Origin of the sequence: Amycolatopsis sp. NPDC049868, from assembly GCF_044461365.1 — a bacterium.
Lineage (GTDB): Bacteria > Actinomycetota > Actinomycetes > Mycobacteriales > Pseudonocardiaceae > Amycolatopsis.
The window spans coordinates 525,641-540,714 of record NZ_JBITKV010000005.1 but is presented as its reverse complement, the minus strand read 5'-3'; the positions used below and the strand labels follow the sequence as shown (position 1 = coordinate 540,714).

Sequence of the window (15,074 nt, the reverse complement as noted above, 5' to 3'; positions counted from 1 at the left end):
AGGGTCTTACTTGACCTGGAGCAGCTTGTTCGCCGTTCCACCGGTCGGGTTGCTGATCTTGCCGTCCGCGGCGGCGGCGACGAGACCTTCGGCGACCTGGGCCGGGGTGGCGTCAGGGTGCGCCGAGAGGTACAGCGCGGCGGCACCGGCGACGTGCGGTGCGGCCATCGAGGTACCGCTGATGGTGTTGGTGGCGTCGTCACCGGTGCCCCACGTCGAGGTGATGTCGACACCCGGCGCGTACAGGTCCACGACCGAACCGTAGTTCGAGAAGCTGGCCTGCTTGTCGGTCTTGTCGCTGGCGGCCACCGTGATGGCCTCCTTGACCCTGGCCGGGGAGGTGGTGCCGGCATCGGAGGACTCGTTGCCCGCCGCGAGCGCGAAGGTCACGCCCTTGTCGATGGCGCCCTTGACCGCCGCGTCCAGGGCGTCGTCCGCGCCGCCGCCCAGGCTCATGTTGGCGACCGACGGGCCCTTGGCGTTCGCCGCGACCCAGTCGACACCGGCGACGACACCCTCGGTGGTGCCGCTGCCGTTGGCGTCCAGCACGCGGACGCCGACGATCTTCACGCCCTTGGCCAGGCCGTGGTCCGTGCCGCCGATGGTGCCGGCGACGTGCGTGCCGTGGCCGTGCTCGTCGTTGGGGGTGTCGTCGTTGTCGACGAAGTCCTTGCCGCCGGCCGCGCGGTCACCGAAGTCCTTGTGCGTGCCGCGGACACCGGTGTCGATGACGTAGGCGGTGACGTTGTCGGCCTTCGTCGGGTAGGTGTACTTGCTGTCGAGCGGAAGGTCCGCCTGGTCGACCCGGTCCAGGCCCCACGAGGGCGGGTTGTCCTGGGTCTCGCTGATCTTGAACGTCTTGTTCTGGACGACGTAGGCGACCTGCGGGTCGGCGGCGAGACGCTTCGCCGCGGCCTCGTCGGCCTTGATCGAGAAGCCGTTCAGCGCCGAGCCGAACGTGCGGGACAGCTTGGTGCCGTACTGACCGGTGAGGCCCTGCGCCTTGGCGGCCACGTTCGCGGTGATCTCGCTCGCCGCGGCCACGCCCTGGCCGACCGCGGTGGGCTTGAGGACGACGATGTAGCTGCCGACGACCGCGTTGGCCGCACCCGCGCCGCGGATCTCGCCCTGCTGCTCGGCGTTGGCGGCGCCCGCGCCGAACGTGGCGACCGCCGCGGTCACACCGGCGAGGGCGACTCCCGCCACCAGGCCGCTACGGGTCTTTCGGGACTTCAGGTTCTTCCGGGACTTGCTCACTGGTTCCCTTCCTGCCGCGCCATGCGGATCACCCGGGAGGATGATCGTGCTGAGAGCCATGCAAGCCGGTGCGCTGGTGGCCGGGCAATGATTCACAGTTACCAGTACTAGGCCATCCGGAGTAACGACGCTCGTCCGGAAAGTCGTTTTCGCCTGGCAGAAGGCGCCCCTGAAGCGTTACCTCAGACTGTTAAAGTTATTCGTGTTGTTATCAACCGGGCGGTGTCAGGAACGGCAGACGGGGGCGGTCGGGCAGCATATGGTGGCGGGGAGCGCGGCGGACCGAGTGACCACGGACGATGAAGATCAACCGCGTACCGCGTTCGCCACCGCGTTGCGATCGGCCATCGCCACCAGTGGCCTGAGCCTCGACCGTATCCAAGCCCGGCTGCTCGCGCGCGGCGCGTCGGTGAGCGTGACCGCGCTGAGTTACTGGCAATCGGGCAAACGTCAGCCGGAACGGCAGAGTTCGCTGTCCGCCGTCCGGGTTCTCGAAGAGGTCCTGGCGATCCCCGCCGGTTCCCTGCTCGGCCTGCTGCCGCCGCCGCGGCCGCGCGGGGCGTCGTCACGCCGCAGCCGGGCCACCACCGAGCAGCCGCTGACCTTCCCGCTCGAAGCGCTCCAGGCGCTGCTGGAGAAGGTCGGCGCGCCCAACGCGCTCGAACAACACCATCAGCTGAAACTCGTCGGGCTGCACGATCTGTGCGAGATCGCCGAGGACGGCGGGCAGCGCGCGGTGACCGCGCGGGCGGTGTTCCAGGCGGGCGCGGACGGGCAGGACCGCTGGCTGCTGGTCTACGCCCAAGGCGATCCGGAGGCAGGCCCGCCGGCGCTGAACACGCTGCGCAACTGTCACGTCGGCCGCGCCGAGGTCGACGACGAGCACGGGCTCACGGTGGCCGAACTGCTCTTCGACCGGCCCATCGATCGCGGCGAGACACATCTGATCGAGTACTCGCTGACCAATCCGGGGCCGCCGTACCCGGAATGCCGGAACACGCATTACCGCGAGTTCCGGCGTCCCGTCCGCGAGTATCTGCTGGAGGTCCGGTTCGACCCGGGCACCGTCCCGGCGAGGTGCTGGCAGTACTCCAGGCAGGGGCAGGGCACCTCGCCGATGGACCGGAAGGAACTCAAACCGGACCAGGGCAACGGCGTCCACGCCGTCGCCCTCGACTTCGGCCCCGGCGTCTTCGGCATCGACTGGGAGTATTAACGCAGCTTGTTGCGCAGCACCTTCCCGGTCGCGTTGCGCGGTAGCTCGTCGAGGAATTCGACGTCACGCGGCACCTTGTACCGGGCGAGGTTCGCCTTGACGTACTCGCGCACGCCGTCGACGTCCAGATCCGACTTCTCGGCCCGCACCACGAACGCCTTCAGCCGCTGCCCGAACTCGGGATCCTCGACACCGACGACCGCGGCTTCGATCACGTCCTCGCGTTCGACCAGGAGGTTCTCCACCTCGATCGGGAAGACGTTCTCGCCGCCGGAGACGATCATCTCGTCGTCGCGGCCGTCGATGAACAGCAGGCCGTCCTCGTCGAAGTGGCCGACATCGCCGCTGGAGAGCAGCCCGTCGATGATCTCCTTGTTGCGCCCGTCGGTGTAGCCCTCGAAGCTCAGCCCGCTGCCGACGAACACCCGGCCGGTGACATGCGGCTCGGTGATCTTGCCGCCCTTTTCGTCGTACAGCGCCACCTTGCAGCCCACCGGCGCGCGGCCGACGGTGCCCGGCGCCTTGCGCCAGTCCTCGGGCGTCGCGACCGTCGCGACCGCGACCTCTGTGGAGCCGTAGAGGTTGTGCACGACGTCGCCGAACGCGGCGGTCGCGCGGTTCCCGAGATCCGGGGACAGCGCGGAGCCGGCGACGAAGATGATCCGCAGGCACGAGGTGTCGTACTTGGCGCGGATCTCCTCGGGCAGGTCGACGATGCGCTGCAGCATCGTCGGCACGAGGACCAGCGTGGTGCAGCGGTTCTCCGCGACCCCGCGCAACGTCTCCTCCGGCACGAACTTGCGCCGCATGACGACCTTCGACCCGAGCGCGAAGGACAGGATGAACTGCGACAACCCGGTGCCGTGGAACAGCGGCGCGCCCATGTAGGTCGCCTCGCCGGTGCGCAGCGGGATGCGGTCGAGGAACTGCGCGGAGGCGAGCGCGGAGGTGTGCGGCCGCGGCGCCCCCTTCGGCGTTCCGGTGGTGCCGCTGGTCAGCAGGATGAACCCGCCGGGTTTGGCGGGCGCGGGCCACGGACGGTCGTCGGTGCTGGCGACCAGTTCGGCGACGACCGGGATGTCACCCGGGCGCGCGGTGTCCGGATCGACCCACGCGAGATAGTGCTCGACATCGCCCTCGACGGCGTCCAGCAGCTCGGTGAACTCCTGGTCGTACACGAGCGCCGTGACACCTTCACGTTTCGCGACGTCCGCGAGCTGGGGTTTGGCGAACCCGGTGTTCATCAGGAGCAGCTTGGCGCCGAGTTTGCCCGAGGCGAGCATCGTCAGCACGAGACCGCGGTGGTCGCGGCACAGCGCGGCGATCACCGAACCCGGGCCGAGGCCGCGTTCGGACCACGCCCTGGCCAGCGCGTTCGACTGGGTGTCGAGCTGCTTGAAGGTCAGCGGTCCCAGCTCGTCGATGATGCCGGTCGCGGTCGGGTCCCGGCGGGCGGCGATCATGTTCGCCCCGGCGAACGGGCCCCATTTCCGCACCATGACCAGCGAGCGCAGGCCCTCGTCCACCCGCGGGATGGGGAGCAGGCCCGCTTGGCGCATCACGTCGATACTGCGCACGGTCTCGGTCACCTTGCCCGCCACCAGGGTGGCGAGGCCGGTGGGGTTTCTCATCCGGGCACCTCCGTTGCTGCTGCGGCGAGACACCATGCCACCGGCACGCGGTTCGCGTACCGGCGGTATGGGGTTGCTACTCGACAGTAGCCGACCGATAGCGCAGGCGCACTAACCGTCTGGTGACAGAAATGTCGGTGGGAACCACCACAATGTGAGTGTGCAGGCGATCGCAGGTCAAGAGGAGGATGGCGACTTCGCGATCGCACTTTCCGGGCAGCCGCCGCGTCGTGGCTTGAAGCTCCGGGAGTTCGTCGGCGAAGTTCGGAGCCTGGAGGCGGAGCACTCACCCCGCTGGGTGTTCCCGTCGGTCGAAGGGACATACCCCGCGCTGATCAAGGCAGGGGTCCGGGTGCGGCGCTGCCACGACCTGACACTGATCGAGGGATTGCTCCTGGCCCACGAGGGGCGCCCCCAGGAGTCGCGAAGCCTGCGCGCGGCGTTGGCCAGGGCGAACGGACAGCAGGCTCCCGCCGACGAGCCGCCGCTCTGGGCCGAGGACGACCAGCCGACGCTGTTCGAGACGCGCGGCCCGCGGCTGCCCGCCGGCGTCACGGTCGTCGACGCGGCCCGCCGGGTGCTGGCCGAGCAGGAGAAGCGGGTCGCGCTGACCGATCATCCGGAGCGGCTCCGGCTGCTCTTCGCGGCCGAGTCGGCGAGCGCGCTGGCGGCGGCCGAGATGTCGGCCGACGGGCTGCCCTGGCGGGCGGACCTGCATCTCGAGCTGCTCGCCGAGCAGCTCGGCCCCCGCGTCCCGGCCGGGCATCGCCCGAAGCGGCTGGTCGAGCTGGCGGCGAAGATCAGCGACGCGTTCGGCGGGCGCCCGGTCAACCCGGACGCCCCGGCCAGCGTCGTCCGCGCGCTCGGGCGGGAGGGCATCGAGGTCTCGTCGGCGAGGAAGTACCTGTTGCGCGACATCGACCATCCCGCCGTCCCGCCGCTGCTGGAGTACAAGGAACTCGCGCGGCTGCATTCGGCCAACGGCTGGGCCTGGCTCGACGAGTGGGTGCGCGACGGCCGGTTCCGCCCGCATTACATCGTCGGCGGGGTCGTTTCCGGCCGCTGGGCGAGCCGGGGCGGGGGCGCGCTGCAGATCCCGAAGGTCCTGCGGACCTGTGTCCGGGCCGATCCGGGCTGGAAGCTGGTGGTCGCCGACGCCGCGCAGCTGGAGCCGCGGGTGCTCACGGCGTTGTCCGGAGACCGCAAGCTGGCCGACGTCGCCGCGGCCACGGATCTGTACGCGAGCCTCGCCGAGGCGATGTTCTCCGGCGTGCGCCGGGTGCCGGTACCCGCGTGGGACGACAGGGACGATCGCGACCGGGCGAAGATCGCGATGCTGTCGGCGATGTACGGCGGCACGTCCGGCGAGGCCGGGCCGCTGCTGGCGTTGCTGCGGACCAGGTTCCCGGACGCGGTGTCCTATGTGGAGCGTGCCGCGCAGGCCGGGGAACGCGGGGAGCGCGTCCGCTCCCGGCTGGGCCGGACGTCGCCCGCGCCGTCGGAGGCCTGGCGCGCGCTGACCGGCGGGGTCGCGGAGGACGAGGCCGGTGAGCTGAAGGCACGCCAGGCGTCCCGCAACTGGGGCCGGTTCACCCGCAACTTCGTCGTGCAGGCGAGTGCGGCGGATATGACCGCGGTCCTGCTGGCGACCCTTCGCGGCAGGCTCCCCTCCCCCGCGCATCTGGTGTTCTTCCAGCACGACGAGGTCCTGGTGCACACCCCGGCCGAGTTCGCCGACGAGGTCTCGCAGTCCATTGTGGACAGCATGACCGAGGCGGCGCGGCTGCTCTTCGGCGCCGCCTGCCCGGTCCGGTTCCCGCTGCACATCGCCGCCGTGGACACCTACGCCGACGCCAAGTGAGTTCCGCCCCCAATCACGCGTGTCGTCCGCCCAATCACGCGTGTCGTCCGTTCAATCACACGTGCTCCGCTTTACCAGCCTCGGAACGTCTGTGATCAGGCGGCGAACTCGCGTGATCAGATGGACGACACGCGTGATTGGAGGCGCGACACGCGTGATCAGGCGGAGGCCGCGTCGTCCAGGGCCTTGATGACACGCTTCAGGGAGACGGGGTGGGCGGTGCCCAGCGTCTGGGCGAAGAAGCTCACCCGCAGCTCCTCGATCATCCACCGGATCTCTTGGAGTGCGGGAGAACTCGTGCCCGGCGGCAACGCGTCCAGGGCGGCCTGGTACTCGTTGCGCAGCCAGGCGATGTCTCCGGTGCGCTGGATGTCCCGGGTCGGCTCGGTCGGGAGCTTCTCCAGCCGCCGCTCGATCCCCCGCAGGTACCGGACGACGTGCTTGAGCCTGTCCTGCCCGGTTTCGGTGACGAAACCCTTGTGCACCAACCCGTCCAGCTGCGCGCGGATGTCGGCGAGCGAATCCTTCGGGCCACGCGTGTCGGCCAGCCGGGTTTCGACGTCGTTGGCCGCGCGCAGGATCTTCTCGACGTTGGTCAGCACGTCGAGCACTCCGGCGTTCAGGCCCGCCCGCACCTTTTCCAGCAGGACAGCGAATCCGGCCTCGTCCCAGCGCGGTCCGCCGTTGTCGGCCACGAGCTTGTCGACAGCGCAGTCGACGCAGTCTTCGAGCAGCGCGGCCACCGAGCCGTGCGGATTCCGGTTCAGCACGAGTTTCGACGAGTTGCCGAGGCTGCGGGTGATGAACTTCATCGGCGACGGGATGTTCAGCCGCAGCATCCGCCGCGTGCCCGCCCACATCGACTGTTCCTGCTGGCCAGGCGTGTCCAGCAGCCGCACCGCGACCGAACCGCCTTCGTCGACCAGCGCCGGATACGCCTTGACGTCGTGCCCGCGCTGCTTGCTCGCGAACACCTTCGGCAGCTCGCCGAACGCCGGCGTCGTCAGCCCCTCGCGCTCGATACTGTCGGCGGCCTTGGAGATCGTCGCGCGCACCTGGCCGCTCAAGTCTCGTTTGAGCGCCTCGATGTCCTTGCCTTCGGACACCTTCTTGCCGCGGACGTCGACCACGCGGAAGGTCATCTTCAGATGCTCGGGGACCGTCGACAGCTGCCAGGCGTCGTCGGGGATCACCACCCCGCGCAACGCCTCCAGCTCGTCGGCGACGGCGTGCAGCAGCGGCCCGTCGGCCGGGCCGACCCGCGACAACACCAGTTTCGCGTGATCGGGGGCCGGCACGAAATTGCGCCGGATCGCCTTGGGCAGCGACTTGATCAGCTGCGTCACCAGTTCTTCGCGCAGGCCGGGGACCTGCCAGTCGAAGCCGTCCGGGGTCACCTGGTTCAGCACCGGCAGCGGGATGTGCACGGTGACGCCGTCCGCGTCGGCCCCCGGCTCGAACTGGTACGTGAGCTTGAAGGTCTGCGTACCCTGCGTCCAGAAGTCGGGGTAGTCGGCCTCGCGGACACCACCCGCGGTCTCGTTGATGAGCATCGTCTTCTCGAAGCTCAGCAGGTCGGGTTCGGTGTGCCGCGCCTTCTTCCACCAGCTGTCGAAATGCCGCGCGGAGACGACGTCGGCCGGGACACGCTGGTCGTAGAACTCGAACAGCGTCTCGTCGTCGACCAGGATGTCGCGACGGCGGGCCCGGTTCTCCAGATCCTCGACCTCGTCGAGCAGCGCGCGGTTCTCGCGGAAGAAGTGGTGCCTGGTCTCCCAGTCGCCCTCGACCAGCGCGTGCCGGATGAACAGCTCGCGGCTCACCTCGGGATCGATGCGGCCGTAGTTGACCCGGCGGTCGGCCACCAGCGGGACGCCGTACAGGGTCACCTTCTCCAGCGCCATCACCGCGCCCTGCTTGCGTTCCCAGTGCGGCTCGGAGTAGTTCCGCTTCACGACGTGCCCGGCGAGGGGCTCGACCCATTCCGGCTCGATCCGCGCGTTGACGCGACCCCACAGGCGCGAGGTCTCGACGAGTTCGGCCGACATGACGAACCGCGGCTGCTTCTTGAACAACGCCGAACCCGGGAACACCGAGAACCGTGCCCCGCGCGCGCCGAGGTAGTCGCCCTTGGCCGGATCCTTGAGGCCCACGTGCGACAACAGCCCGGCGATCAGCGACGTGTGCACACGCTGCGGATCGGCCGGGCCGGTGCTGGGAGTGGAGAGGGTGATGCCGAGCGGTTTGGCCAGCTGACGCAGCTGGCTGAAGATGTCCTGCCATTCGCGGATGCGCAGGTAGTTCAGGTACTCGTTGCGGCACATCCGGCGGAACTGGTTGGTGGACAACGCCTTCTGCTGTTCGCTGACGTACTCCCACAGGTTGAGGTACGCCAGGAAGTCCGACGTCTTGTCCGCGAACCGCGCGTGCTGCTCGTCGGCCGCCTGCTGTTTCTCCGCGGGCCGCTCGCGTGGGTCCTGAATGGACAGTGCGGCGGCGATGATCATCACTTCGCGGACGCAGCCGTTGCGCGAGGCCTCCAGCACCATCCGCGCCATCCGCGGGTCCACCGGGAGCTGCGCGAGTTTGCGGCCGGTCTCGGTGAGCTTCTTGCCGTCCGACATCTCGAACGCGCCGAGCTCTTGCAGCAGCTGGACACCGTCGGTGACCTGACGGCGATCCGGCGGCTCGACGAAGGGGAACGCCGCGATGTCGCCGAGGCCGAGCGAGGTCATCTGCAGGATGACCGAAGCGAGGTTGGTCCGCAGGATCTCCGGGTCGGTGAACTCGGGGCGCGCGTCGAAGTCGTCCTCGGAGTACAGGCGGATGCAGATACCGTCCGACGTCCGGCCGCAGCGGCCCTTGCGCTGGTTCGCCGACGCCTGCGAGACCGGCTCGATCGGCAGTCGCTGCACCTTGGTGCGGTGGCTGTAGCGCGAGATCCGCGCGGTGCCGGGGTCGACGACGTACTTGATACCGGGCACGGTCAGCGAGGTCTCGGCGACGTTCGTCGCGAGCACGACCCGGCGCCCGGTGTGGCGTTGGAACACCCGATGCTGGTCCGATGAGGAAAGCCGCGCGTACAGCGGCAGGATCTCGGTGTTCCGCAGGTCTTGTTTGGACAGCGCGTCCGCGGCGTCGCGGATCTCCCGCTCGCCGGAGAGGAACACCAGGATGTCCCCGGGGCCCTCGTGCTGGAGTTCGTCGACGGCGTCGCAGATGGCCTGTGTCTGGTCGCGATCCTGGTCGGCGTCCGGGTCGTCGGGGTCGATGATCGGCCGGTAACGGACCTCCACCGGATACGTCCGGCCGGAGACCCAGACGATCGGCGCGCCGCCACTGTGTCCATCCCGGGGGGACGACCCCCCGAGCCCCCCGAAATGCTTGGAGAACCGCTCCGGGTCGATCGTCGCCGAGGTGATGATCACCTTGAGGTCCGGGCGCCGCGGCAGGAGCTGCTTGACGTAGCCGAGGATGAAGTCGATGTTGAGGCTGCGCTCGTGCGCCTCGTCGATGATCAGCGTGTCGTACTGCCGCAGCATCCGGTCGGTCTGGATCTCGGCGAGCAGGATGCCGTCGGTCATCAGCTTCACGAGCGTGTCCTGGCCGGACTGGTCGGTGAACCGGACCTTGTAGCCGACGGTCTCGCCGAGTTCGGTGTTCAGCTCGGAGGCGATGCGGTCGGCGACCGTGCGCGCGGCCAGCCGTCTCGGCTGCGTGTGCCCGATCTGTCCCCGGATACCGCGACCGAGTTCGAGGCAGATCTTGGGCAGCTGGGTCGTCTTCCCGGACCCGGTCTCCCCCGCGACGATCACCACCTGGTGGTCGCGGATGGCCTCGGCGATCTCGTCCTTCCGCTGGCTGACGGGCAGCTCTTCGGGGAACGAGATCTTCGGGACGCTGTCCCGCCTGCGGGTGATCCGGAGTTCGGCGGCCTCGATATCGGCCTCGATCTGCGCGGTGATCGACTCGGCGTTCCGCGCTTTCCGGGCACCGTCGAGCCGGCGCCGGAGGCGGTGCTCGTCGCGCGACATCAATTCGGGCAGGCGAGCGCGCAGGGCGCCGAGCGGGGAAGGTTGAGAAGCCATGACCGGCACCAGGATAGCCGTGCGTGACGATCCGGGCCTCCGAATATGCCGGAGGCGACATCCCGCTGGTCAGGAGCGGGTGAGCGAACCCGGCGTGAGGTCGGCGATCCGCCGGTGCCCGGACAGGCCCATGGTCAGGTCGAGGTCGGCGAGCAGGCTCCGCAGCACGTGCCGGACGCCCGCCTCCCCCGCGTGCGCCAGCCCGTACACCCACGGCCGCCCCACCAGCACGGCCTTGGCCCCGAGCGCGAGCGCCTTGGCGATGTCGGCGCCGGTGCGGATCCCGGAGTCGAACAGGATCTCGAGCCGGTCGCCGACCGCGGCCACGATCTCCGGGAGCGCGTCGAGCGAGGCGATCGCGCCGTCGACCTGGCGGCCGCCGTGGTTGGACACGACGATCCCGTCCATCCCGGCCTCGACGGCGCGGCGCGCGTCGTCGGGGTGCTGGATGCCCTTGAGCACGATCGGCCCGTCCCAGTGTTCGCGCAGGAAGGGCAGCCGGTCCCAGGTGCTGTCGGTACCGGTGATCATCGAGATCCAGCGCAGGATCGCCGTCGGCGCGTCCTCTTCCGGCGTCTTCTCCAGCAGGCCGCGGAACACCGGGTCGCTCAGCGGGACACCGAGCCCGACGCCCTTGATGAACGGCAGGTACGCGTGGTCGAGGTCGTTCGGGCGCCACGCGAGGGTCCAGGTGTCGAGCGTGACGACGAGCGTGGTGAAACCGGCGGCCTTCGCCCGCGCCAGGATGCTCGCGCAGACGTCGTTGTCGGTCGGCCAGTACAGCTGGAACCAGCGCGGCCCCTCCCCACCGGCCTCGGCGACGTCCTCGATGCTCGTGGACGACGCCGTCGACATGACGTAGGGCAGGCCGACCGACGCCGCGGCGCGCGCGGCCGCCGGTTCGGCGCCCTCGTGCACGATCGACTGGACACCGACCGGCGCCAGCAGCACCGGCGCCGGAAGGTGCGTCCCCAAGACCGTCGTCGACAGATCGCGTTCGGTGGCGCCGGTGAGCATCCGGGGCACCAGGCGCCAGCGGTCGAACGCCTCGCGGTTGGCCCGGGCCGTGGCGCCGGAACCGGCCGAGCCGGCGACGTACCAGAACGGTCCCGGCTCCAGGATCTCCCGCGCCGACTCCTCCAATTTCGTGGCGTCGGTGGAGCACGGCGGGAAGGTCCCGCCGAGTCCCTGCAGGTAGATCTCGTTCTGATATCCGCCGAACCGCTCCGTCACCCAGGCCTCCTCGTCACGTCACCCGGACGATACTCGCCGGTAGCAACCAGGTGAGCTTCTCGGAGCGGATGACCGCGACTGGACCGATCACGGCCAGCAGGAGGACGTAGCCCGCGACGAACGGCGCGACCCGCGAGTCCAGCCCGGCCGCGGTCGCCATCGCCGCGAGCACCAGCGAGAACTCGCCCCTGGTGAGCACGGTCAGCCCGATGTTCACCCCGGCCTGGCGATCGAACCCGTGCAGCCGCGCCGCCAGCGCGCCCGCGCCCAGGTTGAGCACGATCGTCAGCGCCACCGCGATCAGCACCGGCACGACCACCGAGCCGACCGCGCCCGGGTCGATGCTGAGCCCGAAGATGAAGAAGAACAGCGCGCCGAACGCGTCCCGCAGCGGGAGCACCAGCTTGTGGATACGCGGCGCGACCTTCGAGCCGCCGAGCATCATGCCGACCATGAACGCGCCGATGGCGTCGGACACGCCGACCGTCTCCGCGACGGCGGCGCCCATGACGGCGACCCCGACGAAGCAGACGGTCAGCAGTTCGTCGTCGGCCGAGCCGAACAGCTTCGACACCACCCGGCCACCCCAGCGCGCGAGCGCGGCCATCACGATCAGGAACGCGAACGCCTTGCCGAAATCGGCGAGCGCCGAGCCGAAGCTCCCGGCGCCGGACAGCACCGGCTGCAGCAACGCCAGGTACAGCGCGAGGAACAGGTCCTCGATCACGATGATGCCCATGATCAGCCGGGATTCGGGGTTGTTCATCCGGCGGGATTCGAGCAGGAGTTTGGTGACGATCGCCGACGACGAGATCCCGATGGCACCGGCGATGACCAGCGCCTCCCTGGTCCCCCAGCCCAGCAGGAAGCCGAAGGCGAGCCCGCCGCCGATGTTGAGGATCAGGTAGATCAGCCCGGACCAGACGAGTTTGCGCCCGCCCTTGGCCAGGTCGTCGAGGGAGAACTCGAGGCCGAGGTAGAACAGGAGGAAGACGAGACCCAGCCCGGCGAGCACACCGAGCTCGGCTGGATCGTCCACAAGGGACAGTCCGGGGGTGTTGGGACCGAAGACGAAACCGGCCAGCATGAACAGGGGGATGGTGGGCAGCCCGATACGGGCGCCGGCTCTGGCGATGACACCGGCGGCGAGGAACGCCCCGCCGACGGCCAGCAGGGCATGACCGGAACTCATGGAGACCTCCGATGGATGGCTGATGCGGGAAGAAGACGCCGATCAGCGCGGAGGTGCCCGTGCGGGTGCCTGGGGCACCGCCCGGGTGATGACGACGGGTTCGCCCTGCTCGGGGACGTGGCCCGCGCCGGGGAGGTCGACGCTCTCCGCTTCGATGGGAGCGTCGGCGAGGGGAACGGCTTGCCCGCCGTGGAAGGCGGGCAGCGGATGGGTCGCGAAGACGGCGACGGGATCTTCCTTCGCGGCCCGGCCGTGCCCGTACGGGACGGTCGGCGTGACGAAGGCGAAGACGAGCAAGATCAGCAGGAAGAAGACGGAACGGTGCCGTGCGGCGGGGGCACGGGTAGTCGTCATCTGCCCGCGACTTTACCAGTCCTTTATAGACATATCGACGAGAGATCTGTCACGGCTCGCGCCACATGGGCAGCATCGGCGGCCCGCCGCCGACCGCGAAAGCCGGCCCGTGATCGCGGAAACCCAGCCGCCGGTACAGTTTCGCGCTCTCCTGGCTGCTCGCCTCCAAGTACGCGGGCACGGGGGCGTACCGGTCGAGACCGTGTTTCAGCAACCGCGCGCCGATCCCCCTCCGCTGAGCGGCCTCGCGGACACCGATGAACTGCGCGTGGTGGTACTCGCCGCCGGGGGCGCGCTCGGTCATCAACTCGAACAACGCGGTGAGCCTGCCGATCTCTTCGCCGGTGAGCCCGGCGAACGCGTCGTCGTCCACCTCGTCCTCGCCGCCGGGCACCCAGAGGACGGCGGCGGAAAGGTCGTCGGTGACGTCGACGTGGCCGCCCGCGGCGAGCGTTCCCGACAGGACCGCCCGATGGAAGATCGGCTGCGCCACCGCGCGCCGCTCGTCACCGGGGAAGACCCACGCGCTGACCGGATCGTTCTGGAAGGCCTCGGCCAGCACCTCGATCACAGTGTCCATTTCGGACGGTTCGGCGGCGCGTACGATCATCGTCCCGTCCTCAGCTTGACCGGTTCGTCGTCCTCTTCGAGCGGGCCGCCGATGGCGGCATACGTCTCGGGATCCCTTGTCCGCAACACTTCCGCGCGCAGGAAGCCCGCCAGCACGGCGACGAGCACGAGACCGGGCAGCCCCCAGCGCAACAGGAACGTCCCGGCCGGGCCGAGCAGCAGGTCGAAGTTGAGCAGGATCAGCGCGAGGACGGCCGACAGGGCGAGGATCGCCAGCGACGGCGCGATCCAGCGGCGCCAGGCGTTTTCGGCGTGGCGGCGCCGTTTGAAGAAGCCGATCACCGAAAGCGAGACGGCGATCATGATCACCACGACACCGGTGGACGCCGTCGTGCCGAGCCAGGTGAACAGTTCGGTCACCGGGTCGCGGCCCGCGATCGCGAAGAGCGACACGACCACCATCGCGAGCGCGGTCTGCGTGAGCGAACCGGCCACCGGCGCGCCGGTGCGTTTGCTGGTCTTGGCCAGCGAGCGCGGCAGCAGCCCTTCCCTGCCCAGCGCGAAGAAATACCGGGCGACGGCGTTGTGGAAGCTCAGCAGCGCCGCGCATTGGCCGGTCACGAACAGCGTGTACGCGACGTCGGAGAACGTGTCGCCGAGATGTTCGCCCGCCAGGTTGAACAGCAGATCCGGCCCCTGGGCGGCCGCGGTCGTCACGATGACGTCCGGCCCGGTGCCCACGGCCAGCGCGAGCGACGAGACGACGTAGAGCACGGCGGTGAGCGCGATCGCCGCGAACGTCGCCCGGCCGACCGTGCGGCTGGGTTCCCGGGTCTCCTCGCCGTAGGTCGCCGCGCCCTCGAAGCCGATGAACGCGGCCGCGGAGAAGGCGAACACCGCGCCCACGCCGGTGGTGAACAGGCTCGACGGCTCCAGCGGGGCGAAGGAAACGCCACCACCGGCGGGATTCGAGAACAACGCGATGTCGACGATCGCGACGACGGCCACTTCGAGGCACAACGCCACCCCGAGCACCTTGGCGTTGAGATCGACCCGCAGCACGCCGAGCGCGCCGACGACCAGCACCATCACCAGCGCGCACAACCACCACGGCGGCGGGGATCCGGTGAGCGTGCCCAGCCAGGTCGACACCGACCAGCCGAACAGGCCGTAGATGCTGATCTGGATGGCGTTGTAGGAGATCAGCGTGACGAACGCGATCCCGGCGCCGGTGGATTTGCCGACCCCGTTGGCGACATACGGGTAGAAGGCGCCCGCGTTGGTGATGTAGCGGCTCATCGCCGCGTACCCGACGGCGAACAGCCCCAGGATCGGGGCGAGCAGAAGGAACGACAGCGGCACGCCGATACTGCCGGTGACCGCGTAGTTCGTCGGGACCCCGCCCGCGATGGCGAACAACGGACCCGCCGCGGCCACCACGAAGAACACGATCTGGGCGGCTCCGAGCCGCCGATGGCCGAGACCGCGCCGCGGTCTTTGCGTACCCATGAACCCGTCCCCCCGGACGTCGGTTTGGCGGTGAACGCGTCCGGCGCGCGTTCTTGATCTTGCGAAGCCATCCCACCCTAGGGCCGGGCACCCCCGCGAGGTACGTCCGTTCAGGCTAAAAACGGACCTCGGTTCGCAGTGGTACGCGCGCTACCGCTACTTT

At 69.5% G+C, this 15,074-nt stretch carries 10 protein-coding genes; 2 read left to right on the top strand and 8 right to left on the bottom strand.

Going from position 1 to position 15,074, the window contains the following annotated elements; translation table 11 throughout:
- Positions 1 to 6: 6 nt before the first annotated feature.
- Entirely contained in the window at positions 7 to 1,257 is a 1,251-nt protein-coding gene (locus ACIBTM_RS24040; RefSeq protein ID WP_395879319.1) for a S8 family peptidase, read from the bottom strand.
- A 259-nt stretch (positions 1,258 to 1,516) separates the two neighbouring features.
- Here ACIBTM_RS24040 and ACIBTM_RS24035 point away from each other — a divergent pair, with 259 nt between their 5' ends.
- Complete coding sequence (locus tag ACIBTM_RS24035) at positions 1,517 to 2,473, top strand: hypothetical protein (protein ID WP_395879412.1); 957 nt, start codon at positions 1,517 to 1,519, stop codon at positions 2,471 to 2,473.
- Here ACIBTM_RS24035 and ACIBTM_RS24030 read toward each other — a convergent pair.
- The gene (locus ACIBTM_RS24030) at positions 2,470 to 4,104 is read right to left on the bottom strand and encodes an acyl-CoA synthetase (protein ID WP_395879318.1); all 1,635 of its coding nucleotides are present in this window, start codon (positions 4,102 to 4,104) and stop codon (positions 2,470 to 2,472) included. The two genes, ACIBTM_RS24035 and ACIBTM_RS24030, sit on opposite strands and share 4 nt — an antisense overlap.
- A 154-nt stretch (positions 4,105 to 4,258) precedes the next feature.
- Between ACIBTM_RS24030 and ACIBTM_RS24025 the strand changes: the two genes are divergently transcribed.
- On the top strand, positions 4,259 to 5,965 hold the full coding sequence (locus ACIBTM_RS24025; RefSeq protein WP_395879317.1) for a bifunctional 3'-5' exonuclease/DNA polymerase: 1,707 nt from the start codon (positions 4,259 to 4,261) through the stop codon (positions 5,963 to 5,965).
- Between the two features lie 158 nt (positions 5,966 to 6,123).
- Here ACIBTM_RS24025 and hrpA read toward each other — a convergent pair whose 3' ends face one another.
- From hrpA to ACIBTM_RS23995, 6 genes are all read right to left on the bottom strand, one after another.
- Complete coding sequence (gene hrpA, locus ACIBTM_RS24020) at positions 6,124 to 10,053, bottom strand: ATP-dependent RNA helicase HrpA (protein WP_395879315.1); 3,930 nt, start codon at positions 10,051 to 10,053, stop codon at positions 6,124 to 6,126.
- Positions 10,054 to 10,122: 69 nt separating this feature from the next.
- On the bottom strand, positions 10,123 to 11,286 hold the full coding sequence (locus ACIBTM_RS24015) for a lactate 2-monooxygenase (RefSeq protein WP_395879314.1): 1,164 nt from the start codon (positions 11,284 to 11,286) through the stop codon (positions 10,123 to 10,125).
- A gap of 13 nt (positions 11,287 to 11,299) precedes the next feature.
- Entirely contained in the window at positions 11,300 to 12,478 is a 1,179-nt protein-coding gene (locus ACIBTM_RS24010) for a cation:proton antiporter (protein WP_395879313.1), read from the bottom strand.
- Positions 12,479 to 12,520: 42 nt separating this feature from the next.
- A complete protein-coding gene (locus ACIBTM_RS24005; protein ID WP_395879312.1) occupies positions 12,521 to 12,832 on the bottom strand; it encodes a hypothetical protein in 312 nt (103 codons plus the stop codon).
- A 49-nt stretch (positions 12,833 to 12,881) separates the two neighbouring features.
- The gene (locus tag ACIBTM_RS24000; protein WP_395879311.1) at positions 12,882 to 13,442 is read right to left on the bottom strand and encodes a GNAT family N-acetyltransferase; all 561 of its coding nucleotides are present in this window, start codon (positions 13,440 to 13,442) and stop codon (positions 12,882 to 12,884) included.
- Complete coding sequence (locus tag ACIBTM_RS23995) at positions 13,439 to 14,911, bottom strand: APC family permease (RefSeq protein WP_395879310.1); 1,473 nt, start codon at positions 14,909 to 14,911, stop codon at positions 13,439 to 13,441. Before ACIBTM_RS23995 ends, ACIBTM_RS24000 begins: the two co-directional genes overlap by 4 nt.
- Between the last annotated feature and the right edge of the window lie 163 nt (positions 14,912 to 15,074).